The 23059-nt window shown below is 71.4% G+C and carries 22 protein-coding genes and 1 pseudogene; 10 read left to right on the top strand and 13 right to left on the bottom strand.

The annotated features are described in order from the left end of the window. Positions 1 to 4 precede the first annotated feature (4 nt). Genes OOJ98_RS16945 through OOJ98_RS16930 form a run of 4 tightly spaced genes read right to left on the bottom strand, consistent with a single transcriptional unit; the run spans position 5 to position 2992 of the window. Positions 5 to 1339 (bottom strand): NADH-quinone oxidoreductase subunit D, encoded by a 1335-nt coding sequence (locus tag OOJ98_RS16945; RefSeq protein ID WP_267055748.1) that lies wholly within the window; start codon positions 1337 to 1339, stop codon positions 5 to 7. Further along, positions 1339 to 2064 (bottom strand): NADH-quinone oxidoreductase subunit C, encoded by a 726-nt coding sequence (locus tag OOJ98_RS16940; protein ID WP_267055747.1) that lies wholly within the window; start codon positions 2062 to 2064, stop codon positions 1339 to 1341. The genes OOJ98_RS16945 and OOJ98_RS16940 overlap by 1 nt, the downstream gene beginning before the upstream one ends. Beyond that, entirely contained in the window at positions 2061 to 2615 is a 555-nt protein-coding gene (locus OOJ98_RS16935) for an NADH-quinone oxidoreductase subunit B family protein (RefSeq protein ID WP_267055746.1), read from the bottom strand. The genes OOJ98_RS16940 and OOJ98_RS16935 overlap by 4 nt, the downstream gene beginning before the upstream one ends. 17 nt (positions 2616 to 2632) lie before the next feature. Next, on the bottom strand, positions 2633 to 2992 hold the full coding sequence (locus OOJ98_RS16930; RefSeq protein WP_030494815.1) for an NADH-quinone oxidoreductase subunit A: 360 nt from the start codon (positions 2990 to 2992) through the stop codon (positions 2633 to 2635). Between the two features lie 722 nt (positions 2993 to 3714). On the opposite strand from OOJ98_RS16930, the gene OOJ98_RS16925 reads away from it, so the two are divergent. From OOJ98_RS16925 to OOJ98_RS16910, 4 genes are all read left to right on the top strand, one after another. Continuing rightward, a complete protein-coding gene (locus OOJ98_RS16925) occupies positions 3715 to 4542 on the top strand; it encodes a C40 family peptidase (protein WP_267055745.1) in 828 nt (275 codons plus the stop codon). 144 nt (positions 4543 to 4686) lie between these two features. Continuing rightward, a complete protein-coding gene (locus tag OOJ98_RS16920) occupies positions 4687 to 5232 on the top strand; it encodes a hypothetical protein (RefSeq protein WP_267055744.1) in 546 nt (181 codons plus the stop codon). Positions 5233 to 5395: 163 nt separating this feature from the next. Beyond that, positions 5396 to 5974, top strand: coding sequence for a dihydrofolate reductase family protein (locus OOJ98_RS16915; protein WP_267056995.1), 579 nt, complete (start codon positions 5396 to 5398; stop codon positions 5972 to 5974). A 42-nt stretch (positions 5975 to 6016) separates the two neighbouring features. Beyond that, positions 6017 to 6712 (top strand): DUF998 domain-containing protein, encoded by a 696-nt coding sequence (locus tag OOJ98_RS16910; RefSeq protein ID WP_267055743.1) that lies wholly within the window; start codon positions 6017 to 6019, stop codon positions 6710 to 6712. Here the strand turns inward: OOJ98_RS16910 and OOJ98_RS16905 are convergent. Next, entirely contained in the window at positions 6678 to 7961 is a 1284-nt protein-coding gene (locus OOJ98_RS16905) for a geranylgeranyl reductase family protein (RefSeq protein WP_100578782.1), read from the bottom strand. The genes OOJ98_RS16910 and OOJ98_RS16905 overlap by 35 nt on opposite strands. A gap of 101 nt (positions 7962 to 8062) precedes the next feature. Between OOJ98_RS16905 and OOJ98_RS16900 the strand changes: the two genes are divergently transcribed. After that, entirely contained in the window at positions 8063 to 8608 is a 546-nt protein-coding gene (locus OOJ98_RS16900) for a GNAT family N-acetyltransferase (protein ID WP_267055742.1), read from the top strand. Between the two features lie 87 nt (positions 8609 to 8695). Here the strand turns inward: OOJ98_RS16900 and OOJ98_RS16895 are convergent, their stop codons facing one another. After that, complete coding sequence (locus tag OOJ98_RS16895) at positions 8696 to 9388, bottom strand: demethylmenaquinone methyltransferase (RefSeq protein WP_267055741.1); 693 nt, start codon at positions 9386 to 9388, stop codon at positions 8696 to 8698. Positions 9389 to 9514: 126 nt separating this feature from the next. Here OOJ98_RS16895 and OOJ98_RS16890 point away from each other — a divergent pair, with 126 nt between their 5' ends. Continuing rightward, positions 9515 to 10528, top strand: a complete 1014-nt coding sequence (locus OOJ98_RS16890) for a hydrolase (protein WP_267055740.1) — start codon at positions 9515 to 9517, stop codon at positions 10526 to 10528. A 28-nt stretch (positions 10529 to 10556) separates the two neighbouring features. Here the strand turns inward: OOJ98_RS16890 and OOJ98_RS16885 are convergent. The 4 genes and pseudogenes from OOJ98_RS16885 to OOJ98_RS16870 all read right to left on the bottom strand — a co-directional run bounded on the left by OOJ98_RS16885 (position 10557) and on the right by OOJ98_RS16870 (position 15018). Next, positions 10557 to 11164: pseudogene (locus tag OOJ98_RS16885) on the bottom strand (hypothetical protein). 15 nt (positions 11165 to 11179) lie between these two features. Continuing rightward, a complete protein-coding gene (mqnC, locus tag OOJ98_RS16880) occupies positions 11180 to 12379 on the bottom strand; it encodes a cyclic dehypoxanthinyl futalosine synthase (protein WP_267055739.1) in 1200 nt (399 codons plus the stop codon). 91 nt (positions 12380 to 12470) lie between these two features. Then, positions 12471 to 13208 carry an A24 family peptidase; A24 family peptidase; prepilin peptidase gene (locus OOJ98_RS16875; RefSeq protein ID WP_267055738.1) on the bottom strand — a complete coding sequence of 246 codons (738 nt, stop codon included), beginning with the start codon at positions 13206 to 13208 and terminating at the stop codon, positions 12471 to 12473. 88 nt (positions 13209 to 13296) lie between these two features. Beyond that, on the bottom strand, positions 13297 to 15018 hold the full coding sequence (locus OOJ98_RS16870; RefSeq protein ID WP_267056994.1) for a serine/threonine-protein kinase: 1722 nt from the start codon (positions 15016 to 15018) through the stop codon (positions 13297 to 13299). Positions 15019 to 15261: 243 nt separating this feature from the next. Between OOJ98_RS16870 and OOJ98_RS16865 the strand changes: the two genes are divergently transcribed. After that, positions 15262 to 16323: an esterase family protein gene (locus OOJ98_RS16865; RefSeq protein WP_267055737.1), complete on the top strand. Its 1062-nt coding sequence runs from the start codon at positions 15262 to 15264 to the stop codon at positions 16321 to 16323. Between the two features lie 121 nt (positions 16324 to 16444). Here OOJ98_RS16865 and OOJ98_RS16860 read toward each other — a convergent pair whose 3' ends face one another. Beyond that, complete coding sequence (locus OOJ98_RS16860) at positions 16445 to 17311, bottom strand: menaquinone biosynthetic enzyme MqnA/MqnD family protein (RefSeq protein ID WP_267055736.1); 867 nt, start codon at positions 17309 to 17311, stop codon at positions 16445 to 16447. 283 nt (positions 17312 to 17594) lie between these two features. On the opposite strand from OOJ98_RS16860, the gene OOJ98_RS16855 reads away from it, so the two are divergent. After that, entirely contained in the window at positions 17595 to 17798 is a 204-nt protein-coding gene (locus OOJ98_RS16855) for a cold-shock protein (RefSeq protein ID WP_267055735.1), read from the top strand. 363 nt (positions 17799 to 18161) lie between these two features. Here OOJ98_RS16855 and OOJ98_RS16850 read toward each other — a convergent pair whose 3' ends face one another. Then, positions 18162 to 19937 (bottom strand): long-chain fatty acid--CoA ligase, encoded by a 1776-nt coding sequence (locus tag OOJ98_RS16850; RefSeq protein WP_267055734.1) that lies wholly within the window; start codon positions 19935 to 19937, stop codon positions 18162 to 18164. 93 nt (positions 19938 to 20030) lie between these two features. Between OOJ98_RS16850 and OOJ98_RS16845 the strand changes: the two genes are divergently transcribed. Beyond that, positions 20031 to 21038 (top strand): AraC family transcriptional regulator, encoded by a 1008-nt coding sequence (locus OOJ98_RS16845; protein WP_267055733.1) that lies wholly within the window; start codon positions 20031 to 20033, stop codon positions 21036 to 21038. Between the two features lie 138 nt (positions 21039 to 21176). Further along, the gene (locus tag OOJ98_RS16840; RefSeq protein WP_267055732.1) at positions 21177 to 22328 is read left to right on the top strand and encodes a lipase family protein; all 1152 of its coding nucleotides are present in this window, start codon (positions 21177 to 21179) and stop codon (positions 22326 to 22328) included. A 79-nt stretch (positions 22329 to 22407) separates the two neighbouring features. Here OOJ98_RS16840 and OOJ98_RS16835 read toward each other — a convergent pair whose 3' ends face one another. Further along, positions 22408 to 23049, bottom strand: a complete 642-nt coding sequence (locus tag OOJ98_RS16835) for a MerR family transcriptional regulator (RefSeq protein ID WP_267055731.1) — start codon at positions 23047 to 23049, stop codon at positions 22408 to 22410. Positions 23050 to 23059 lie beyond the last annotated feature (10 nt).

Below are 23059 nucleotides of genomic sequence, written 5' to 3'. Positions count from 1 at the left end.
TCGGTCACCGGTCGACGCCTCCCATCACGGGGTCGATGGACGCGACGGCGACGATGACGTCGGCGACCTGGCCGCCCTCGCACATCGCCGCCATGGCCTGGAGGTTGGTGAAGGACGGGTCGCGGAAGTGGACCCGGTAGGGGCGGGTGCCGCCGTCGGAGACGACGTGCACGCCGAGTTCGCCCTTGGGCGATTCGACGGCCGTGTAGGCCTGGCCCGCCGGCACCCGGAACCCCTCGGTCACCAGCTTGAAGTGGTGGATGAGGGACTCCATCGAGGTGCCCATGATCTGCTTGATGTGGTCGAGCGAGTTGCCGAGTCCGTCCGGGCCGAGCGCGAGCTGCGCGGGCCAGGCGATCTTCTTGTCCTCGACCATCACCGGGCCGGGCTCCAGGCGGTCCAGGCACTGCTCGACGATCCTGAGCGACTGGCGCATCTCTTCGAGGCGGACCAGGAAGCGGCCGTAGGAGTCGCAGGTGTCGGTGGTGGGGACGTCGAACTCGTAGTTCTCGTAGCCGCAGTACGGGTCGGTCTTGCGCAGGTCGTGCGGAAGACCGGCGGAGCGCAGGATCGGGCCGGTGGCGCCGAGCGCCATGCAGCCGGTGAGGTCGAGGTAGCCGACATCCTGCATGCGGGCCTTGAAGATGGGGTTGCCGGTGGCGAGCTTGTCGTACTCCGGCAGGTTCTTCTTCATGGTCTTCACGAACTCGCGGAGCTGGTCCACGGCGCCCGCCGGCAGGTCCTGGGCGAGGCCGCCGGGGCGGATGAACGCGTGGTTCATGCGCAGGCCGGTGATCAACTCGTAGAGGTCGAGGATGAGTTCGCGGTCGCGGAAACCGTAGATCATGATCGTGGTCGCGCCGAGCTCCATGCCGCCGGTGGCGATGCACACCAGGTGCGAGGAGAGCCGGTTGAGCTCCATGAGCAGGACGCGGATGACCGAGGCCCGGTCGGGGATCTGCTCGGTGATGCCGAGGAGCTTCTCGACGCCGAGGCAGTACGCCGTCTCGTTGAAGAACGGCGTCAGGTAGTCCATGCGCGTGACGAAGGTGGTGCCCTGCGTCCAGGTGCGGAATTCGAGGTTCTTCTCGATGCCGGTGTGGAGATAACCGATTCCGCAGCGGGCCTCGGTGACGGTCTCGCCCTCGATCTCCAGGATCAGCCGGAGCACGCCGTGCGTGGAGGGGTGCTGGGGGCCCATGTTGACGACGATGCGCTCGTCGTCGGCCTTGGCCGCGGACTGGACGACGTCGTCCCAGTCGCCACCGGTGACCGTATATACGGTCCCCTCGGTGGTCTCCCTGGCCGAAGCGTGCGACGTTCCGTTCGAAGTGGACATCAGGTGTACGACCTCCGCTGGTCCGGAGCCGGGATCTGGGCGCCCTTGTACTCGACCGCGATGCCGCCGAGGGGGTAGTCCTTGCGCTGCGGGAAGCCCTGCCAGTCGTCCGGCATCATGATCCGGGTGAGCGACGGGTGGCCGTCGAAGACGAGACCGAAGAAGTCGTAGGTCTCGCGCTCGTGCCAGTCGTTGGTCGGGTAGACCTCGACGAGCGAGGGGACGTGGGGGTCGCTGTCCGGAGCGCTCACTTCGAGCCGGATGAGCCGGCCGTGGGTGAGCGAGCGCAGGTGGTAGACGGCGTGCAGCTCGCGCCCCTTGTCCCCGAGGAAGTGGACGCCGCTGACGCCCGTACAGAGCTCGAAGCGCAGGGCGGGGTCGTCGCGCAGGGTGCGGGCGACGCGGACGAGGTGCTCGCGCGCGACGTGGAAGGTGAGCTCGCCGCGGTCGACGACCGTCTTCTCGATGGCGTTCTCGGGGAGCAGGTCCTGCTCCTCCAGGGCGCCTTCGAGTTCGTCGGCGACCTCGTCGAACCAGCCGCCGTAGGGGCGCGAGGTGGCACCGGGCAGGGTGACGGTCTTGATGACGCCGCCGTAGCCGCTGGTGTCACCGCCGTCGGCCGCGCCGAACATGCCCTTGCGTACGCCGATGACGTCGCCGGTGTTCCCGCGCGGGGCGGGCACGCCGTTCTGTTCGGGGGTGTCCGGAGTTTCGGGAGAGCTCACCGCAGCAGCCCCTTCATCTCAATGGTGGGGAGCGCCTTGAGGGCCGCGTCCTCGGCCTCGCGGGCCGCTTCCACCTGATTGACCCCGAGCTTGGAGCCCTGGATCTTCTGGTGGAGCTTGAGGATCGCGTCGATCAGCATCTCGGGGCGGGGTGGGCAACCGGGCAGATAGATATCAACCGGAACAATGTGGTCAACGCCCTGAACAATTGCGTAATTGTTGAACATTCCGCCCGATGAGGCGCAAACCCCCATGGAAATGACCCACTTGGGGTTGGGCATCTGGTCGTAGACCTGCCGCAGGACCGGCGCCATCTTCTGGCTGACCCGGCCGGCCACGATCATCAGGTCGGCCTGGCGCGGGGAGCCGCGGAAGACCTCCATGCCGAACCGGGCCAGGTCGTAGCGGCCCGCACCCGTCGTCATCATCTCGATGGCGCAGCAGGCGAGGCCGAAGGTGGCGGGGAAGACGGACGCCTTGCGCACCCAGCCCGCGGCCTGCTCAACAGTGGTCAGTACGAAGCCGCTAGGCAGTTTCTCTTCGAGTCCCATAGGTGCCCCTCAGCCCCTCAGTCCCATTCCAGACCGCCGCGCCGCCACACATACGCGTAGGCGACGAAGACGGTGAGCACGAAGAGCAGCATCTCCACGAGCCCGAAAAGCCCCAGGGCGTCGAAGGTGACCGCCCAGGGGTAGAGGAAGACGATCTCGATGTCGAAGACGATGAAGAGCATCGCCGTCAGGTAGTACTTGATCGGGAAGCGACCGCCGCCGGCCGGCGTGGGAGTGGGTTCGATGCCGCACTCGTACGCCTCAAGTTTGGCCCGGTTGTACCTTTTTGGGCCGATAAGCGTGGCCATGACCACGGAAAAGATCGCAAACCCTGCCCCGAGGGCGCCGAGCACGAGGATGGGCGCGTAGGCATTCACGCTCCTCGCTCCTTCCAGTCGTCCTTGACCGTTGGACCGCACAGCGGGCTCTGCGAACGCCTCGCCATTCCTTCATGCCGCGCGAAGATCGCGTACATGTGAGGCAGTTCACAAGCCCGACTGCCCCGCATCCTATGCCCGGCGGTCTGTGATCTGCGACACGGGGTACGACAACGCCTTTGTGATCTCCACCACCTGACGAAGGATCATGAAGTCGGATGAGCGGTGATCTTCATACGCGAAGCGCCTGAGTGATCACGAGACGTGACATTCGATGGTGTTACCGCTGGTCGGCGACGGTCTGGCATTATCAAGAGATGTGCGCTACAGGCAAATTGGCGATGGATGCGCGTCAGTGGTAGGCGGTCCCCGCTCACCCATGAGAGGGACTTCGCCGCCCAAAGGTGGACGCGTGCACACGTTCACGAGACCCGCACGCTCGCCACGGTCGGCCGGATCCCTTCACACTGTGACCTGCGTCACGCAGCAACGGTCGTGGAATCAACGGGGCTTGGCCATCGACGTGAGGGGATGGTAAGCGCCGGGCAATTCGGGCGTTTCATGGAAAACGCATGATCACAGCCCTGAAAGCACCTGCCGGGTTTGTCCGTTACGGCGTCAATAAACGCCGTCACGAAGCGGATTCACCGCTTCCATGGCCAACTGTGGCGCAGCACACGTTTCTTGAAGGGAACCCTGAACCCCTGATAGCGGTTATTCCCATGTCCCACACCGCTCACATACCCAGCCACCGGAAGCCCCGCCGCAGCGCCTCGAAGGTCTCGCTCCGGGCCGGAGTTGCCGGTGGCGTACTCAGCACCATCGCGCTGGCAGGTGCGGCCGCCCCGGCCATCGCCGCCCAGCCGGTCACCGAGACCATCGAGATGCCCACGCTGACCGGTGACCTCGCGACCACCGCGGCCGCTTCCGCCCAGGCCACCAAGGCAGTTGCCGCCGACCTCCAGCTCCAGGCCGCTCAGGACGCCGCAGCGTCCACCGCCGCCAAGGACGCCAAGAAGGCCAAGGACGACGCCGAGGCCAAGGCCGCCGAAGCCAAGGCGAAGGCCGAAGCCGAGGCCAAGGCGAAGGCCGACGCCGCCGAGCGCGCCTCCCGCTCCGCCGAGCGCACCACGCTCAAGTCGGCCTCGACCGCCGCGTCCACCGGCACGACCTCGTTCAAGTCGTCCAACGCCACGGGCTCCGCCGCCGCCATCGTGAACTTCGCCCTGGCCCAGGTCGGCAAGGCGTACGTCTCCGGCGCCACCGGCTCCAGCGCGTACGACTGCTCGGGTCTCGTGCAGGCCGCCTACCGCCAGGTCGGCGTCGACCTGCCGCGCGTCTCGCAGGACCAGTCGGCCACCGGCACCGAGGTGTCGCTGTCCAACCTCCAGCCGGGCGACATCCTTTACTGGGGCGGCAAGGGCTCCGCGTACCACGTGGCGATCTACGTGGGCGGCGGCAACTTCGTCGGCGCGCAGAACCCCTCCACCGGCGTCGTCGAGCGCAGCCTGGACTGGGACTCCCCCTCGGGCGCCGTCCGCGTTCTCTGAGGCGCACAGCAGCCTTCTGAGCCGTACAAGCACCGCCTGCAAGGGCCGTTACTCCCCCGCTCGGGAGCGACGGCCCTTCGGCATGCCCGGAATTGTTGAACTCTGCCCGTATCCGGGCAGCATCCCCTGTCAGGGGGTGGGCGCATGGACGAGCAGGCGCGGGACGACGCGGAACCGCGGGCCTATGAGGTCTACGCCGACGGGCTCGGCATGTTCGCCGCGATCGGCATCGTGTTCATGGTGCTCGGCCTGTGGATGCTGACCGGCATCCGCCCCTGGCAGGGCCCCGTCGACTGGTCGAAGCTCGCCTTCGGTTGGGGCTTCGCGCTGTTCGTCATCGGCGCCGGGGCGTTCCTGGTCGTCGCCTGCGTGTACGGGGCGCTGCGCCCCGTCATCCGGGCGGACGAGGCGGGCATACATCTGGCCGGCCGGTTCGACGCGCCCTGGTCGCAGGTGCGGGAGATCGAGGTCGGAACCGTCGCGATCTGGGAGATCGGCGACGAAGGCACCGCAGGCGGCTACGAGCACCACCGCGCGGTGTGGGTGACGCTGCACGACGGCAGGCGCCACGAGTACGTGGCGCGCCGCCAGGGCGGCGGGCTCTCGCCGGACGAACTCCGCACCGGTCTGTCCCGGTTCGCCGGAGAGGTCCCGGTCCGCTGGACGGACGAGGTGGAGCGGCGCAGCTGAGCGGCGCGCGCGGCGGCCGATGGGTTTGACGGTGACCGGGGGTCAGAATGCGGTGAGTGCCCCTTCGAACCCGCTGAACCCGCAGCACCCGCTGAACCCGCAGCACCCGCTGAACTTGCAGAATCCGCTGAGCCCGCAGAAGCAGCAGAAATCGAGGCCCCCGATGCGCACCCTGATCAGCACCGCGTTCATCTCGCTCGACGGCGTCGTGGAGGCCCCGGGCGGCGAGCCCGGTTACCGCAACGCCGGATGGACCTTCAAGGACGTCGAGTTCCTGCCCGAGGCGTTCGAGATCAAGGGCCGCGAGCAGGAGGAGGCCACCGCGATGCTCCTCGGCCGCGCCAGTTACGAGGCGTTCAGCCCGGTGTGGCCCGCTATGGAGGAGTTCGCCGGTTACAAGGCGATGCCGAAGTACGTCGTCTCCACCACCCTCACGGAGGGCGACCTGGTGGCGGACTGGGGCGAGACGACGATCCTGCGCTCACTCGACGAGGTGGCCGCCCTGAAGCGGACCGAGGGCGGCCCGGTCATCGTGCACGGCAGCGCCGCCCTGAACCACGCGCTGTCCGACGCCGGCCTGATCGACCGTTACCACCTGCTGGTCTTCCCCCTCCTGCTCGGCGCGGGCAAGCGCCTGTTCAGCACGGCGGACAAGGACACCCAGCGGCTGCGTCTCGTGGAACACGAGGCGTACGCGAACGGGCTCCAGAAGAACGTCTTCGACGTGCTCGGCACCGCGTAGCCGGCTGTCCGCACGGAGTCCGCGTGGCGGAAGGGTGGACGGGTGAGAGTCCGGACCGGGTATGCGGCGTGGATCGTGGGCGTGGCGCAGTTCTTCGTCGTCCACGGGATCGCCCAGTCGGCGTGGGCCAGACCGTACAGCTGGGCCCGGAACAACATCAGCGACCTGACCAACGCCCACTGTGCGGTGCGTTCCGATCCCAATCCGCGCTACATCTGTTCCCCCGAACACGGCCTGATGAGCGGTGCGTTCGTGGCCCTGGGGGTGCTGCTCGTGGTGGGCGCCGCCCTGACCGGCGGTCCGCTCTGGCGCGCGAGCCGGTCCGCCGCCGCGGCCCGGCTGCTGCTCGTGACCGCAGGCGTCGGATACGTGCTGGCCGGTGTGGTCCCCGCCGACGTCGACCGGGGCAGGCACGTCCTGGGCGCCCTGCTCGTCATGGCGGCCGGCAACATCGGCCTCGTGGTGGCCGGGTCCGGCCTCGGGGACCACGTACCGGCACCCCTGCGGTGGGGCACCGGCCTGCTGGGAGCCGCGGCGCTCACCGCGACCGGCCTGTGCTTCTCCCGCCACTACCTGATGCTCGGCATGGGCGGCATGGAACGCGCCGCCGCCTTCCCCCTCCTGCTCTGGGCGTCGGCCGCCGGCGTCCTGGGCATCGCCGCGTCCCGACCGGCCGGCCGCTCGGGACCGGCCGGCGGCGCGGTCAGGCCTTCGGGGCCACCTTCGACAGGCCGTTGATGATGCGGTCCATCGCGTCGCCGCCCGTCGGGTCGGTCAGGTTGGCCAGCATCTTCAGGGTGAACTTCATCAGGAGCGGGTGGGTGAGGCCGCGCTGGGTGGCGATCTTCATGACCTTCGGGTTGCCGATGAGCTTCACGAAGGCGCGGCCCAGCGTGTAGTAGCCGCCGTACGTGTCCTTGAGGATCTTCGGGTAGGCGTGCAGGGCCAGTTCCCGCTGAGACGGGGTCGCGCGGGCGTGGGCCTGGACGATGACGTCCGCGGCGATCTGTCCCGATTCCATCGCGTACGCGATGCCCTCGCCGTTGAACGGGTTGACCAGGCCGCCCGCGTCACCGACGAGCAGCAGGCCCTTGGTGTAGTGCGGCTGGCGGTTGAAGGCCATGGGGAGGGCGGCGCCGCGGATCGGGCCCGTCATGTTCTCCGGGGTGTAGCCCCAGTCCTCCGGCATGGACGCGCACCACGCCTTGAGGATCTCGCGCCAGTCGAGCTCCTTGAAGGCGGACGAGGAGTTGAGGATGCCGAGGCCGACGTTGGACGTGCCGTCGCCCATGCCGAAGATCCAGCCGTACCCCGGCAGCAGCCGCTCCTGCGGGCCGCGCCGGTCCCAGAGTTCGAGCCAGGACTCCAGGTAGTCGTCGTCGTGGCGGGGCGAGGTGAAGTAGGTCCGTACGGCGACGCCCATCGGGCGGTCCTCGCGCCGGTGCAGGCCCATCGCGAGGGAGAGCCGCGTCGAGTTGCCGTCCGCGGCGACCACGAGCGGGGCGTGGAAGGTGACCGGGGTCTTCTCCTCGCCGAGCTTGGCGTTGACGCCGGTGATGCGGCCGGTGCGCTCGTCCACGATCGGGGCGCCGACGTTGCAGCGCTCGTACAGCCGCGCGCCGGCCTTCTGCGCCTGCCGGGCGAGCTGCTCGTCGAAGTCGTCGCGCTTGCGGACGAGTCCGTAGTCCGGGTACGAGGCGAGGTCCGGCCAGTCGAGCTGGAGGCGGACGCCGCCGCCGATGATCCGCAGCCCCTTGTTGCGCAGCCAGCCGGCTTCCTCGGAGATGTCGATCCCCATGGAGACGAGCTGCTTGGTGGCGCGCGGGGTCAGCCCGTCGCCGCACACCTTCTCGCGCGGGAAGGCGGTCTTCTCCAGGAGCAGCACGTCGAGTCCGGCCTTGGCCAGGTAGTACGCGGTCGTCGAACCGGCCGGGCCGGCGCCGACGACGATCACGTCCGCGGTGTGTTCGGAGAGCGGCTCGGTCACAGCGGGATCTCCCGAAGACTCGAATTTGCGTGCCGAGAAGCACAGGACATGTGCAGTCTATGGGTGGCCGTTGATCGACATCGCGAAGGGTTGCCCCCGCCATGAGCTCTGTGTCCCCCGAGTCCGCCGTACCGCGCACGTCCCTGCCGGTGGTCCGGCTGCGCGTGCCCACCGAGGAGGACGCGTACGCCTGGCACCGGGTGTTCGACGACCCGGACGTGATGGAGTTCCACGGCGGCCGCACGGCCGAGGTCTCGGTCTACGAGGAGCTGACCGCCCGCCAGCGCAAGCACGATGCCGAACACGGCTTCTGTCTGTGGACGTTGCTGGACGAGGACGACGAGGTCATCGGCTTCACCGGCGCGCAGCCGTGGCCGCTGGACGACTGGGGCCCGGTCGGCGAGATCGAGATCGGCTGGCGCCTGGCCCGCACCCACTGGGGCCGCGGCTACGCGACGGCGGCGGCCCACGCCACCCTGCCCCGGGTCCGCGCCGCGGGCGTCCCGCGCGTGGTGGCGATGGTCCATCCCCGCAACACACGTTCGGTGGCGGTGACAGAACGCCTCGGGATGACCCGGTCCACGACCTACCCGTCGGCGAAGCTCGGTGTGGACGTGCTGTGCTTCGGGCTTGAGTTGGACGCCTGAGCACCCCGGGAACGCAGGCGCCCCCGCCGGGCGGGGGCGGTGGTCCGGGTTCGGGGTGGCGCGACCGGTCGCCCCGGGCCGGCGGGGCTACGGCTTGAAGCCCCGGTGGAGGGCCACGACGCCGCCCGTCAGGTTGCGCCAGGCCACCTTCGACCAGCCCGCTCCCTGGAGGCGCGCCGCCAGGGCGTCCTGGGCGGGCCAGGCGCGGATGGACTCCGCGAGGTAGACGTACGCCTCCGGGTTGGAGGAGACCGCCGTCGCGACCGGCGGCAGCGCGCGCATCAGGTACTCCGTGTACACCGTCCGGAACGGCTTCCACGTCGGCTGCGAGAACTCGCAGATCACGACGCGCCCGCCCGGCTTGGTCACCCGGTACATCTCGCGCAGCGCCACGTCCGTGTCCTGCACGTTGCGCAGCCCGAAGGAGATCGTCACCGCGTCGAACGTGTCGTCGCGGAACGGCAGCTTCGTCGCGTCGCCCGCCGTAAACGGCATGTGCGGCTGGCGCTCCTTGCCGACCTTGAGCATGCCGAGTGAGAAGTCGCACGGCACGGTGTACGCCCCGGCCGCGGCGAAGGGCTGCGAGGACGTGGCCGTGCCGGCCGCCAGGTCGAGCACCTTCTGTGCGGGGCGCGCGTCGACCGCCTTCGCGACCTCCTTGCGCCACAGCCGCGTCTGCCCGAGGGAGAGCACGTCGTTGGTGAGGTCGTAGTGTGCCGCGACGTCGTCGAACATCGAGGCGACTTCGTGCGGCTGCTTGTCCAGGGATGCGCGGGTCACGCTTCCCATTCAAGCAGCACGCGACGGAGCCCCGGGCGCCCGGCCCCGACCGGCACGGCGCAGCCACGTACATTCTCCTTTCGGTGCCACGGGGGCGCACATTCACGAGAGCGGGAGCACACGACGATGCGGAGTTTCCTGAGAGTGCCGGCGGGGGCGGCGGCCGGTGTCCTGGCCGCACTGGTGTGCGCGGGGTGCTCCGCGGGGCCGACCGCCCCGGACGCCCCGAAGGCACAGGGCACCCCGGCCGCGGCCGGCCCGCTGACCACCACCTACTCCCCCTACGTCAGCGCCACCACCGCCGCGCCGACCGACGCCATCGGCTCCCCCGCCGTCTACAACCTGGCCTTCGTGATCGCCCACGGCTCCACGTGCCGCGCGGTGTGGGACGACGACACCGCGATCGTGGACCAGGACGTCAAGGACCGGGCCGTCGCGCTGAGGAAGTCGGGCGCCGCGGTACGGGTGTCGTTCGGCGGGCAGGCCGGCAAGGAACTCGCGCTCACCTGCCGCACCCCGGCCCAGCTCGCCGCCGCCTACGCCACGGCGCTCGACGCGGCCGGCGCCGCCGAGGCGGACTTCGACATCGAGGGCGCGGCCCTGACCGACCCGGCCGCCCTGACCCGGCGCGCCGAGGCGATCGCCCTGCTCCAGAAGGAGCGCGCCCTGAAGGTGACGTTCACGCTCGCCGCGATGCCGACGGGGCTGACGCCCGAGGCGACGGCGCTGCTCACGTCGGCCAGGGCGCACGGGGTGACGGTCTCGGCCGTCAACGTCATGGCGATGAACTACGGCACGTCGTTCGGCGCGGACATGGGCGACTACGCGGTGGCGGCGGCGACCGCCGCGCAGGCCCAGCTCAAGCAGGTGCTCGGGCTCTCCGACCGCGCGGCCTGGCAGCGGCTCGGAATCACGCCGATGATCGGCGTCAACGACGTCAAGGGCGAGACGTTCACGCTCGACGACGCCGCGAAGGTGCGGACGTTCGCGCGGGACAAGGGGGTCGGGCGGGTGTCCATGTGGGTGTCGTACCGCGATCAGAAGTGCGCGGACGGCGTCGACTCGACGGTGGCGCAAGCCAGTTGCAGCGGCGTGGACCAGGCACCGGGCGCCTTCGCGAAGGCGCTCTCGAAGAGCTGACCGGGGCCGAACGGGGCCGGGGCCGACGCTAGCGGCGCCGGTGCAGGAGCCGGCCGCCGATGACGGTGGCCACGCACGTCCCCGCGCCCTCCGCGGCGAGAGCCGCCTCGTCGCGGACCGCGAAGACCGCGAACCGGGCCGGCCCGCCCACCGCGAGCGGCGCCCGGAAGGCGTCGGCGGGCTCCGTGGCGGCGAACGGGTCGAGGAGCGCGGGGCCCTCGGCCGCGGCGCCCGGCAGGAGCTCAAGTCCCGCCCGGTGCACGGCGGTTCGTACCGACGGGGTGGCCAGCGGGCCCGTCACCGCGACCACGCCGTGCGCGAGGTGCCCCGGCGGGACTCGCCCGGCGCGAGTGCGGCGAGCGCGGCCCCGGTGAGCGGCTCGCCGCCCAGCTCGTCGAGTTCGAAGGGGTCGTCGGGGAAGTACGTGTGCTCCAGGAGGGCCGCGCCGTGCCGGTTGACCAGGCCGGGCGTGAGCACGCCGGGCCAGCGGCGCAGGCGGGCGGCGGGATGCGCGTCCGCCACGTCCTCGTACGGCGCGATCATCGCGATCCGGTCGCCGTCGACGAGGACCGCGCCGCCCGGGACCGGCGCGCGGTCCCCGGGCAGCAGCAGCTCGGCGGCGTGGATCGTCAACACCTCGGGATCACGGCCTCAGTTGGAGGCGAGGAGCTTGAGCTCCGGGTGCGCGGTGCCGCCGGCGAGCGCGGTGGAGGAGATGTGCGACTGGACGCGCGTGTCGACCGGGTCGTTGGCCGGGTCGTCGTGCACGACGAGGTGCTCGTAGGTGGTGGCGCGCTGGGCGGGCACCCGGTCCGCCTTGCGGATCATGTCGATCATCTCGATGAGGTTGGAGCGGTGCTTGGCACCGGCCGACGAGACGACGTTCTCCTCCAGCATGACCGAGCCCAGGTCGTCGGCGCCGTAGTGCAGCGAAAGCTGGCCGGCCTCCTTGCCCGTGGTCAGCCAGGAACCCTGGATGTGGGCGACGTTGTCGAGGAAGATCCGCGCGATGGCGATCATGCGCAGGTACTCGAAGATGGTCGCCTGGGTGCGGCCCTTGAGGTGGTTGTTCTCGGGCTGGTAGGTGTACGGGATGAACGCGCGGAAGCCGCCCGTACGGTCCTGTACGTCGCGGATCATGCGCAGGTGCTCGATGCGCTCGGCGTTGGTCTCGCCGGTGCCCATGAGCATGGTGGACGTCGACTCGACGCCGAGGCCGTGCGCGGTCTCCATGATCTCCAGCCACCGCTCGCCGGACTCCTTGAGCGGGGCGATCGCCTTGCGCGGGCGCTCGGGGAGGATCTCGGCGCCGGCGCCGGCGAAGGAGTCGAGCCCGGCGGCGTGGATGCGGCTGATGGCCTCCTCCACGCTCACCTTGGAGATGCGGGCCATGTGCTCGACCTCGGAGGCGCCGAGGGAGTGGATGACCAGCTGGGGGTAGGCCTTCTTGATCGCCGAGAAGTGCTCTTCGTAGTACTCGACGCCGTAGTCGGGGTGGTGTCCGCCCTGGAACATGATCTGCGTGCCGCCGAGCTCCACGGTCTCCGCGCAGCGGCGCAGGATGTCGTCGAGGTCGCGGGTCCAGCCCTTGTCGGTGTCCTTGGGGGCGGCGTAGAAGGCGCAGAACTTGCACGCCGTCACGCAGACGTTCGTGTAGTTGATGTTCCGCTCGATGATGTACGTCGCGATGTGCTCGGTGCCGGCGTACCGGCGGCGGCGCACCGCGTCGGCGGCGGAGCCGAGCGCGTGCAGCGGCGCGGAGCGGTACAGGTCGAGCGCTTCCTCGGGGGTGATCCGCCCACCCTCGGCGGCGCGGTCGAGAACGGACTGGAGATCGGCCTTCTCAGTCACCGGGGGGTGTCCCTTTCGGAAGGGTTACGGGCGGACCGATCCAGCGTACGCCAGCGGGCGTCCCCCGCTGATCGGGGGCTGTGACCCGGCCTCAGGCGGCGGCCGCGCCGAGCAGCAGCCCGCCGAAGGCTCCGGCGATCAGGAACGGGCCGAGCGGGAACGCCGCCTTGCGGTCCGCCCGGCGCAGCAGCAGGAGTCCGAGTCCGTACAGCGCGCCCAGGACGAGCCCGAGCAACGCCCCGGAGAACAGGCACGGCCACCCGTACCACCCGAGCATCACGCCGAGCCCAAGCGCGAGTTTCACGTCGCCGAAGCCGAGGCCCGCCGGGTTGATGAGGAACAGCACCCCGTATCCGCCGCCGAGCGCGAGCCCGCCGAGCAGGGCGGTGGACCAGGAGCCGGCGTGGTGCGGGGCGAGCGCGGCGAGCCCGAGCAGCGCGGCGGCGGCGCCGGCCAGCGCGAAGGTCAGGGCGTCGGGCAGCCGGCGCACCGCGAGGTCGACGAGGCAGAGCAGCACGGTGAGCGGGGCGAGCAGCAGCCAGACCACGAGTTCGGGCCGGGGCCCGGTGGCGGCGGCGAGGGCGGCGCAGAGGGACGCGGTGCCGAGGGCGGTGGCCTCCGGCCGTCCGTAGCGGCCCCGCCCTTCGCACCGCCCGCACCGGGCGGCCCCGAGCAGCCCTCCGCCCGAGCCGCCGAGCGGGTGTCCGGCGGGGCAGTCGGTGCGCCAGGGCTCCCCGGGTTCGACGGCGAGCCGGTACCCCGGCCGCGCCAGCAGCCACCCCGCGCCCGCACCCCACCCGGCCGCGACGACGATCAGCAACACGTTCACGCCCCCAGGGTGCCCGTAAGGCGGCGGGTGCCGCGGCGGAACGGGTAGGTACGCGGGGCGGGTGCGAAACGCGTGCGGCCCGGGAGGGCTACTGCCTGCTGAGCGTTCCCGTGGGCCGGCCCGCCGCGGCCTCCTGCGACACGAAGCGGAGGGTGCCGTCCGCCTGGAGGGTGTACGTCATCGTGGCGGTGGCGCCCGTGCAGCCGAACGTCGACGGCTCGGACGGGTCGGTGCGTTCGGTGATGTGCAGGACGCGCGCGGTGGCGGAGTCCAGGACGCCGACGCCGTGGCACTGGAGCGGGCCGACCGTCGTGGTGGTGTGCACCACGTCCGTCCCCTTGGCGCCCCTGGTGATCACGGCGGTGTACTCGTACCCCGAGGTGCCGTTGTCCTGGGCGAGGACGCCCTTCCAGGTACCGGTGAACTCGCCCGGCACGCTGGGCAGTTGGCCTCCCTCGGACGGTGACGCCGGGGCCGGGCCCGCCGGGTCCGGCGCGTGCGAGCCGGTGGCCGGGGCGGAACTCGCGTGCTGGGCGCCGGAGTTGTGGGAGCCGCCGCCGCTGCCCGGCAGGACGTCGTAGAGGAACGCGGCGCCGAGGGTGACGGTGGCCAGGGCGCCCGCCACGGCGAGGGCGACCGTGCAGCTCACCCGGCGGCCGCGGCCGCGCTCCCCGGGCTCGCTCTCGGTCGCGAGCGACAGGGCGACGCGCGGACCCCGCTCGGCGGGACCGGTCGAGGGCGGCTCCGGGTGGCCGTACGCGTGCGCGTCCGCCCGGCCGTACGAGCCTGCGCCCGCGGGGCCGTCCGGATCCGCGGGGCCGTAGGAGGCGTCGGGCGGGCCGAAGGTGCCTGCCGCGCCGCCGATCGCCGGGCTGCTGAAGGGGATCGGGCCCGAGCCGGAGAGCGTGTCCCTGGGCTCCAGGTCGAGCAGCCGCACCGCCGAGCGGCTGACGTCCTCGACGAGCGGTCCCGGCAGCCAGCCCCCGCGCACCAGGTCCGCCGCACCGGCCGGGGCGAGCCGGGAGGCGAGGGCGGTCGGGGCCGGGCGGTCCGCGGGGTCCTTGGCGAGGCAGGACGCGACGGCGTCCCGCACCTCGCCGGTGAGGGCCGCGCCCAGCTCGGGCGGCTCGTGGACGACCTTGTAGAGGAGCGCGGCCGAGGAGTCGCCGGGGAAGGGCGGCTCGCCGGTCGCCGCGTACGCGAGGACCGCGCCGAGCGAGAAGAGGTCGGCGGCACCGGTCACGCCACGGCCGAGGATCTGCTCGGGCGACATGTAGCCGGGCGAGCCGATGGAGACGCCGCTCGCCGTGAGCGACGCGGTGCCGTCGGTGGCGCGGGCGATGCCGAAGTCGATGAGGCGCGGGCCGTCGAGGGTGAGCAGCACGTTGGACGGCTTCACGTCACGGTGGACGAGGCCGAGCGCGTGGACGGCGGCCAGCGCTTCGGCGAGCCCGGCGCCGAGCGCGCGTACCGAACGCTCGGGCAGCGGGCCGCGGTCCATGACGGCCTGGGTCAGCGAGGGCCCCGCGACATAGCCCGTCGCCACCCACGGCACCGGCGCCTCCGGGTCGGCGTCGAGGACCGGCGCGGTCCACTGGCCGCCGACCCGGCGGGCCGCCTCGACCTCGTGCCGGAACCGTGCCCGGAACTGTTCGTCGAGCGCGAAGTGGGGGTGCACCACCTTCACGGCGACGGTGCGACCTCCCGCGCTGCGGCCCAGATACACGCGGCCCATGCCGCCCGCGCCGAGTCGGCCGAGCAGCCGGTAGGAGCCGATCGTGTGCGGTTCGCCCGCTTCCAGCGGCTGCAACGACTGCATCGCGGCGCTCCCCCCACTGCCCACCCGTTCAAGCCGGTCGCACAGCAGCGTAGAGGCGTACGTGCGCGGGATCACCCCCGGCCGGGAGGGATCCGGGGCGCTGTGAGAGAACCGAACAGCGCGTTCCGCACTCTTGACTGGCGTGGTTCATGCCCAATCGCCCACAATTCCGCTCGGGCCGCGCCCGCCCCGCCGCCCCGCCCTCCCCGATCCCCATACGCACGGAGCCCCCGAATGAACCGTCGCCGTCCCGCCGCTCTGATAGGCGCCGCCGTCATCGGCTCGATCGTGCTGGTCACCGGCTGCTCGGACGAGGGCAAGCCGGTCAGTTTCGACTCGGGTCCGAGCGGCCCCTCCGCCCAGGCGTCGATCCGGGCCGGACAGGAGGACGGTGACGCGGGCGCGAAGAACGGTGACGCCAAGAGCGGCGCCGCGGCGCAGACGCTGCTGCCGACCGGGCCGAAGGCCGAGTTCACCACGCAGAGCTCGCTGGGCGACGGCACCAAGATCGGCGTGACCACGCTCAAGGGCGCGAAGTCGGGGTTCACGGGCAAGGTGTGGGTGTGGGCGCCCAAGCAGTACTTCGACCCCAAGTACCGCGACAGCGGCTTCCCGGTGCTCATCGCGCTGCCGGGCGGAAACGGTTACCCCAAGAACTACTGGATGGGCACCGACCTGAAGCTGCAGAGCAGCATCAGCGAATGGTCCAAGACCGGCAAGAGCCTGCCGTTCATCGTGGTCATGCCGGTCCTCAACCCGGACGCCAAGCACTACTACGACGGCAGTGACATCCCGGGGCAGCCGAAGATGGGCACCTGGATGACCGAGGACGTGCCGAACCTGGTGCGGGCCAACTTCCGCACCTTCAGCTCCCGCGACGGCTGGGCCTTCATGGGCTCCTCGTCGGGCGGCTTCGTCGGCCTGAAGTCGGTGCTCAAGCGGCCCGACCTGTTCAAGGCGGCGATCGCCTCCGGCCCCGACATCGTGCCGGACTCACCGCTGTGGACCGGCCATGACGCCGAGAAGCAGGCGAACAACCCGGAGAAGCTGGCGCAGGAGCTGATCGACAAGAGGGGTCCCGAGGTCGCCCTCGCCTTCCAGGTGGGCACCAAGGAGGGCACGGTCGTGCCGAAGGTCAGGCAGTTCATCGCGACGTACGGCAAGGGGCCGGTGAAGACCCGCCTCCAGATGATCCCGGGCGGCACCCACAACGCCCACACGTACGTGAAGGGGATGGGCGAGGGGACCATGGAGTGGATCAGCAAGCAGATGCTCGCCCCGGTCCCGTCGTCCTGAACCCCGTCCTGAGTCCGGCCTGAGTCCCGTCCCGGACCGCACCGCCGACGCCGTTACGGTGCGAGCAGCGTTACGGTGCGAGCAGCGTTACGGTGCGAGCAGCGTTACGGTGCGAGCAGCGTTACGGTGCGAGCAGCTCCACACCCACGTCCGACGGGAAGCCCGTCGTGGGGCCGGTGCGCCGCGCGAACTCCCGTACGCCTTCGAGCTGTTCGGCACCGAAGCGGAAGTCGAGCGTCGTGAAGTAGCGCTCCAGGAGATCGGCGTCGAAGACCTCCCAGCGGGCCGCCTGCTCGGCCACCTTGGTGACCTCCTCCAGGGAGAGGTCGCGCGAGGCGAGGAACGCCTCGTGCACCTGCTGGACGACGCGCGGCTCGCGGGCCAGGTAGTCCTTGCGGGCCGCCCACACGGCGAAGACGAACGGCAGACCCGTCCACTCCTTCCACATCGCGCCCAGGTCGTGGACCTGGAGCCCGAGCCGGGGCGCGTCGTGCAGCGAGGCCCGCAGGGCCGCGTCCCCGATGAGCACGGCGGCGTCCGCCTCGCGCATCATCAGGCCGAGGTCGGGCGGGCACGTGTAGTAGTCGGGGGTGACCTTGTACCGCTCGGCGAGCAGCAGCTGCGCGAGCCGTACGGAGGTCCGTGAGGTGGAGCCGAGCGCTACGCGCGCCCGGTCCAGGTCTTCCAGCGGACGCTGCGAGACGATCACGCAGGACATGACCGGCCCGTCGCAGCCGACCGCGATGTCCGGGAAGGCGACCAGGTCGTCGGCGTTGCGCAGGAACTCGACGAGGGTGATCGGCGCGATGTCGAGGGAGCCGTTCACCAACTGCTCGCTGAGCTTCTCGGGGCTGTCCTTGGTCAGCTCCAGGTCGAGCAGGGTTCCGGTCCGCGCCAGGCCCCAGTACAGGGGCAGGCAGTTGAGGAACTGGATGTGGCCGACGCGCGGCCGGCCGCCGTGGTGCTGGGGGCTGGTTGAATTGTCCACATGCCGAGGCTAGACCCGTCCCACTCCGTGGACGGCGCCGGGCCTGCCGGGGGCGGTGTGGCGCGGGGGCGCGGGGCCCCCGAGGAGGGTGCACATACTTGCGAGTGAAGTGATCTTTCCCTCTACCGCGCCACCCGAGCTGCGTGCTACGCTCAGCGCAAGTTGCAGTTTGGTTTCCCTTGCAGTACAGAGCCTGCGGAGCATGTAACCCGCAGGCTTTTGTAGTTTTCAGACTTGTTTGCAGGTTCTGGAGCAGGGCAACCCTTTGGCCCAAGGAGGGCTTATGGCTACCGGAACCGTGAAGTGGTTCAACGCTGAAAAGGGCTTCGGCTTCATCGCCCAGGACGGCGGCGGCCCGGATGTCTTCGTCCACTACTCCGCGATCAACGCGTCTGGTTTCCGCTCCCTGGAGGAGAACCAGGTCGTGAACTTCGACGTCACTCAGGGCCCGAAGGGCCCGCAGGCGGAGAACGTCATCCCGGCCTAACTTCTCCGGGTTGGCGATCGCTGACTTAGCAGTACCCAAGGAGCCCCGTCCCTGTGGACCGGGGCTCCTGCCTTTTGCGCGCGGCGGTTGCGGGTGCCTTCGGGTGCGGCTGCCTTCGGGTGCAGGGTGCCCGCGCAGTTCCCCGCGCCCCTGGGGACCCCGGGCCCGCCGTCGTCCGCGGACCGTGCTGGGTTGCCCGCGCAGTTCCCCGCGCCCCTAAAGATTCCGGTGCGGGCCGGGATCTCGAAAGCGTCGGGCGCCCTACAGGGGCGCGGGGAACTGCGCGAAACGGCCCCACCGGCCCGCAGCCGGAACTGTGCGAAACGGCTCTCGCCGGGCCCGCGGGGCTGGGGGGTGGCCGGGCTACTTGTACAGCGCGGCTATTTCCTGGGCGTAGCGGTCGAGCACCACCCTCCGCCGCACCTTGAGCGTGGGCGTCAGCTCACCCCCCTCGACCGTGAAGTCCCGCGGCAGCACCGCGAACGCCCGGATCCGGGCCGGCCGGGACACCTGCTCGTTGGCCTCAGCCACGGCACGCCCCACCAGCTCGCGCACCTCCGCCGCATCACGCCCCGCCACCGCCTCCGCCTCCACCGTGATCAGCGCGACCGGATACGGCCGCCGGTCGCCCGCCATCACCGCGTGCGAGACGAACCGGGACCGTTCGATGGCCAGCTCGACGTGCGAGGGCGTCAGGTTCTTGCCGGCGGACGTGATGATCAGGTCCTTCTTGCGGCCGGTGATCGTCAGGTAGCCGTCCGCGTCGACCGCCCCGAGGTCCCCCGTGTGCAGCCACCCCTCCGCGTCGAGCGCGTCCGCCGTGCCCCCGGGGTTCGCGTGGTAGCCCGGGAAGACCATCGGGCCCCGGGCGAGCACCTCCTCGTCGTCCGCGATGCGCACCTCGCACCCGAGGACCGGCCGCCCCACCGTGCCGTACCGCACCGCACCGGGGTGGTTGAGCGAGATGACGCCCGCGGACTCGGTCATCCCGTACCCCTCGAAGACCTGGATCCCGCAGGCCCGCAGGAAGTCGAGGACGGCCGGGTCGATCGGGGCGCCGCCGGTCAGGGCCCAGCGGAGGCGCCCGCCGAACGCGGCCCTGACCAGGCTGAACAGCGAGGCGTCCGCGGCCTCGTACGCGGCGCGGCGCTCGGGCGGAAGCTCACCGTCGGCCGCGAGGACGCCGACCGCGACCGCCGCGTCGAACCGCTCGGCCCCGCCCTCCTCGGCCTCGGCGAGCGACCGCACCACCGAGTAGACCTTCTCGAACAGGCGCGGCACGGACGGCAGGTGGGTCGGCTGCGCCTCGGCCAGCTCGCCGACGACGTCCTCGATGCGCCCGCCGAAGTAGCAGAGCTCGCCGCCGTACAGCAGCGTGGAGAACTGGATCAGCTGGGCGAGCAGGTGCGCGAGGGGCAGGTAGAGGTAGGTGCGGTCGCCCGGCCCGCCCTGGATGAGGTGGAGCGTGGCGTCCTGGACGGCGCCGAGGTTGCCGTGGGTGAGCCGGCAGCCCTTGGGCAGCCCGGTGGTTCCGGAGGTGTAGACGAGTTCGGCGTCGTCCTCGGGGCGCACCGCCTCGGCCCGTGCGAGCAGGTCGCCGAGGGAGACTTCGGCCCCGCCCGCCGCGGTCGGCCCCTCCGTCGCCCCGCCCGCCGCGGCCGGCCCGTCGGGGCCCGTCATCGGCAGGACGTGGGCGAGCGCGGGCAGCTTCGGGCGGAGCTCCGCCACGCGGGCCGCCTCCGCCGGCCCCTCGCAGAAGACCGCCTTCGCGCCGGAGTCGGAGAGCACCCAGGAGGTCTCCTCGTCGCCCGCCGTCGGATACACCGGCACCACGACCGCGCCCACCGCGAGACAGGCGAAGTGCGCGTACGTCCACTCGGGCCGGGTCTCGGCGAGGATCGCCACCCGGTCGCCGGCCCCGATGCCGAGCGCCAGGAGGCCCAGCGCGGTGCGGCGTACGGTGGCGCGCAGCTCGGTGTAGGTCACCGGGACCCAGCCTCCGGCGGCGTCGCGGAACCGGAGCGCCGGCCGGTCCGGATAACGCTCCGCCGCCCACTCGGTGAACACGGCGAGCGTGCGGGGACGGCCGGACGGCTCCTGGTGCTCGGTGGGCTCACGGTGCTCACTCTGTGGGGTCATGCCCCGACGGTAAGTACGGTGGGGGCCGTGCGGGATGACGGGAAACGTCACCCCGGCTGACCTCAACGCTCAATCCGGCTACGGTCGTTGACCATGGCGACGCCGACGATCACCGTGCACCACGTACGGGCGGTGCTGCGCGGCGCCGAGCGGCACGGCGTCGACACCGTGCCCCTGCTCCAGGCGGCCGGGATCCCTCCGCTGCTGCTCGGGGACGACCGGGCGCGGGTCACCCCGGCACAGTTCGCCCACCTCTTCCGCGCCCTGTACCGGGCGACGGGCGACGAGTTCCTCGGCCTCGGCGGTGCGCCCAGCCGCCCCGGCACGTTCGCGATGATGTGTTACGCCGTGCTCGGCTGCCGCGACCTCGGCGGGGCCGTGCACCGGGGCACCGCCTTCTACGGCCTGTTCGCGCACGGACCCGACCTCGCCCTCGAAGTGGCGGGCGGGGAAGCCGTGTTCACGGTGCGGGGCGATCTCGCGGGCCAGGACGAGGACCGGTTCCTGACCGAGTGCCTCGTGATCATCTGGCACCGGCTGTGCAGCTGGCTGGTGGGCCGCCGCATCCCGCTCGCCCGCGCCGCCTTCGGCTATCCGCCGCCCCGGCACGGGGCCGAGTACGAGTCGCTGTTCGGCTGTCCGGTGCGCTTCGGCGGCGCCCGTACCGAGGCGGTGTTCGACGCGCGCTGGCTGACCGCGCCGCTCGTACGGGACGAGGCGGCCCTGGGCCAGATGCTGCGCCGCTCACCCTTCGAGCTGCTCAGCCGGCACACGTACGGCACGACGGTGGGCGAGCAGGTGGGGCGGGCGCTCTCGGGCGCCCTGCGCGCCTCGCCCCGGCTGCCCACCCTGGAGGAGACGGCGGCCAGGCTCGCCATGTCACCGGCGACCCTGCGCCGCCGCCTCGCGCGCGAGGGCACCTCGTTCCAGCAGCTCAAGGACGCGGTGCGGCGGGACGCCGCGATCGCGGGGCTCGCCGAGGGCCGCGAGCCCATCGCGGAGATCGCGGCGCGCCTCGGCTTCTCGGAGGACACCAGCTTCCACCGTGCCTTCCGCCGCTGGACGGGGACGACACCGGGCTCCTACCGCCTGGAGCACTGAGCCCGCGCCGGCCGCGCGCCGGGCGGTGCGGTCAACCCCGGTCAGTGAAGGTGAGCGGTACGGTCAGCTCCGTACCTACCGGTCAGTCACTACCTTCTCCTCAACTGCCCAGCCCCATCGGACCGTTGGGAGAGCCGCATGCACGTCCGTATCCGAGTCGCCGGCGCCGTAGCCGCCGCACTCCTCCTCTCGGCAGCCACCCCCACCGCATTCGCCGACGACGCCCCGTCCCCCGCGCCGGGCGACGTCCTCACCCAGTCACCCACCGCGTTCCACCCGCTCCCCGGCCAGTGGACCAACACCCGTGCCTGGCACGTCACCTACCGTTCCACCAACGCCAGGGGCGGCCCGAACACCGTCTCCGGCACGGTCATCGTGCCCAACGACGGCCGCACCGGCCCGCGCCCCCTCGTGACGTACGCCGTCGGCACGGTCGGGCTCGGCGACTCCTGCGCGCCCAGCGCCAACTTCCCGTACGGCACGGCCGTCGAGGCCACCCTGATCAACCAGGTGGTGCAGAAGGGGTGGGCGGTCGCGGTCACCGACTACGAGGGGCTCGGCACGCCCGGCGACCACACCTACACCGTCGGCCGCGCCGAGGGCACCGCCGTCCTGGACGCGGCCCGCGCCGCCGAGCGCCTCGGCATCCCCGGCGTCGACGCCGGCTCCCCCGTGGGGATCATGGGGTACTCGCAGGGTGGCCAGGCGAGCAGCTGGGCGGCCGAGCTGCACGACTCCTACGCACCCGACCTGAAGGTGAAGGGCACCGCGACCGGCGGCGTCCCGGCCGACCTGATGAAGGTGGCCTCCGCCAACGACGGCGGCCTGGGCTCCGGCCTCATCTTCATGGCGGCGGCCGGCCAGGACGCCGCCTTCCCCGAGCTGAAACTGGACGCGTATCTGAACCCGGCGGGCAGGTCGCTGGTCGACTACTTCAAGAACAACTGCGTGGCGGTCGACACCACGGTGGGCTCGTTCAAGCACGTGACGGACCTGACGGTGAAGAACCCGCTCCAACAGCCGGACTGGCAGGCCAGGTTGGCCGAGTCCAAGCTCGGCACCCACCGTCCGGACGCGCCGGTCTACCTCTACCACGGCACCGTCGACGAGCTGATCCCGTACGCGGTCGGACAGCAGCTCCGCGCCGACTGGTGCGCCCGGGGCACGGACGTGGAGTGGCACGCGCTGCCGCTGCTCGGCCACATCGGCGGCGTGACGGTGGGCGGGGTCCCCGCCGCGAACTGGCTCGGCGACCGATTCGCGGGCAGGCCGACGCACTCCAACTGCTAGACAGCAGAGGGCGGTTGCTGCCGCGCCCGTTCCGGCTCACCGGGGCGGGCGCGGCTCGCGTCCGTGCTCGCCGGCCTCGCTACAGGCCGTACCGGCGTGCGGACTCCTCCTGCTGGGCGAGGCGGTGCAGGGCGCGCAGCACCGGTTCGAAGAGGATGGTCGCGGCGACGGCCGTCTCCACCTTCTCCTCCTCGGAGGGGTGGCTCTCCACGAAGTCGAGGTCGCGGGCTGCGGCCTGGTGCATCAACCGGGCGTACGGCGCCATGAGTTCGGCGTCCCAGGGGTAGCCGAGCCGGTTGAGCGTGGCGACGGCGACGATCAGCGCGCGGTGGTCGGGCGAGAGGTCGCCGAGCTCACGCGCGGTCGCCCAGCCGAGCAGTTCGAAGAGCCGGTCCACCTCGGTGCGGGCGGCGGCCACCGACGCGTCGCCGTCGTCGGGGTCGGGTCCGTGCGGCAGTGCCCACAGGGCGGCGCCGAGCCGGATCGTTCGGTCGAGGGATTCGTCGTCGACGTACCCGATGACCTCCTTGGCCGTCGCCACGGGGAGCCGGCCGACCTCGATCAGGGCGCGCACGAGGCGGAGCCGGCGCAGATGGCTCTCGTCGTACTCGGCGGTGGTAGCGCCGACCTTGCGGCCCGGGGCCAGCATGCCCTGCCGCAGGTAGTACTTGATCATCGCGGTGGAGACCCCGCTCCGCCCGCTCAACTCCGCAAGCCGCATCCCTTGCGCC

The sequence above is a fragment of the Streptomyces sp. NBC_00083 genome, assembly GCF_026343295.1.
GTDB lineage: Bacteria > Actinomycetota > Actinomycetes > Streptomycetales > Streptomycetaceae > Streptomyces.
This window is presented reverse-complemented; position numbering and strand designations above follow the sequence as displayed.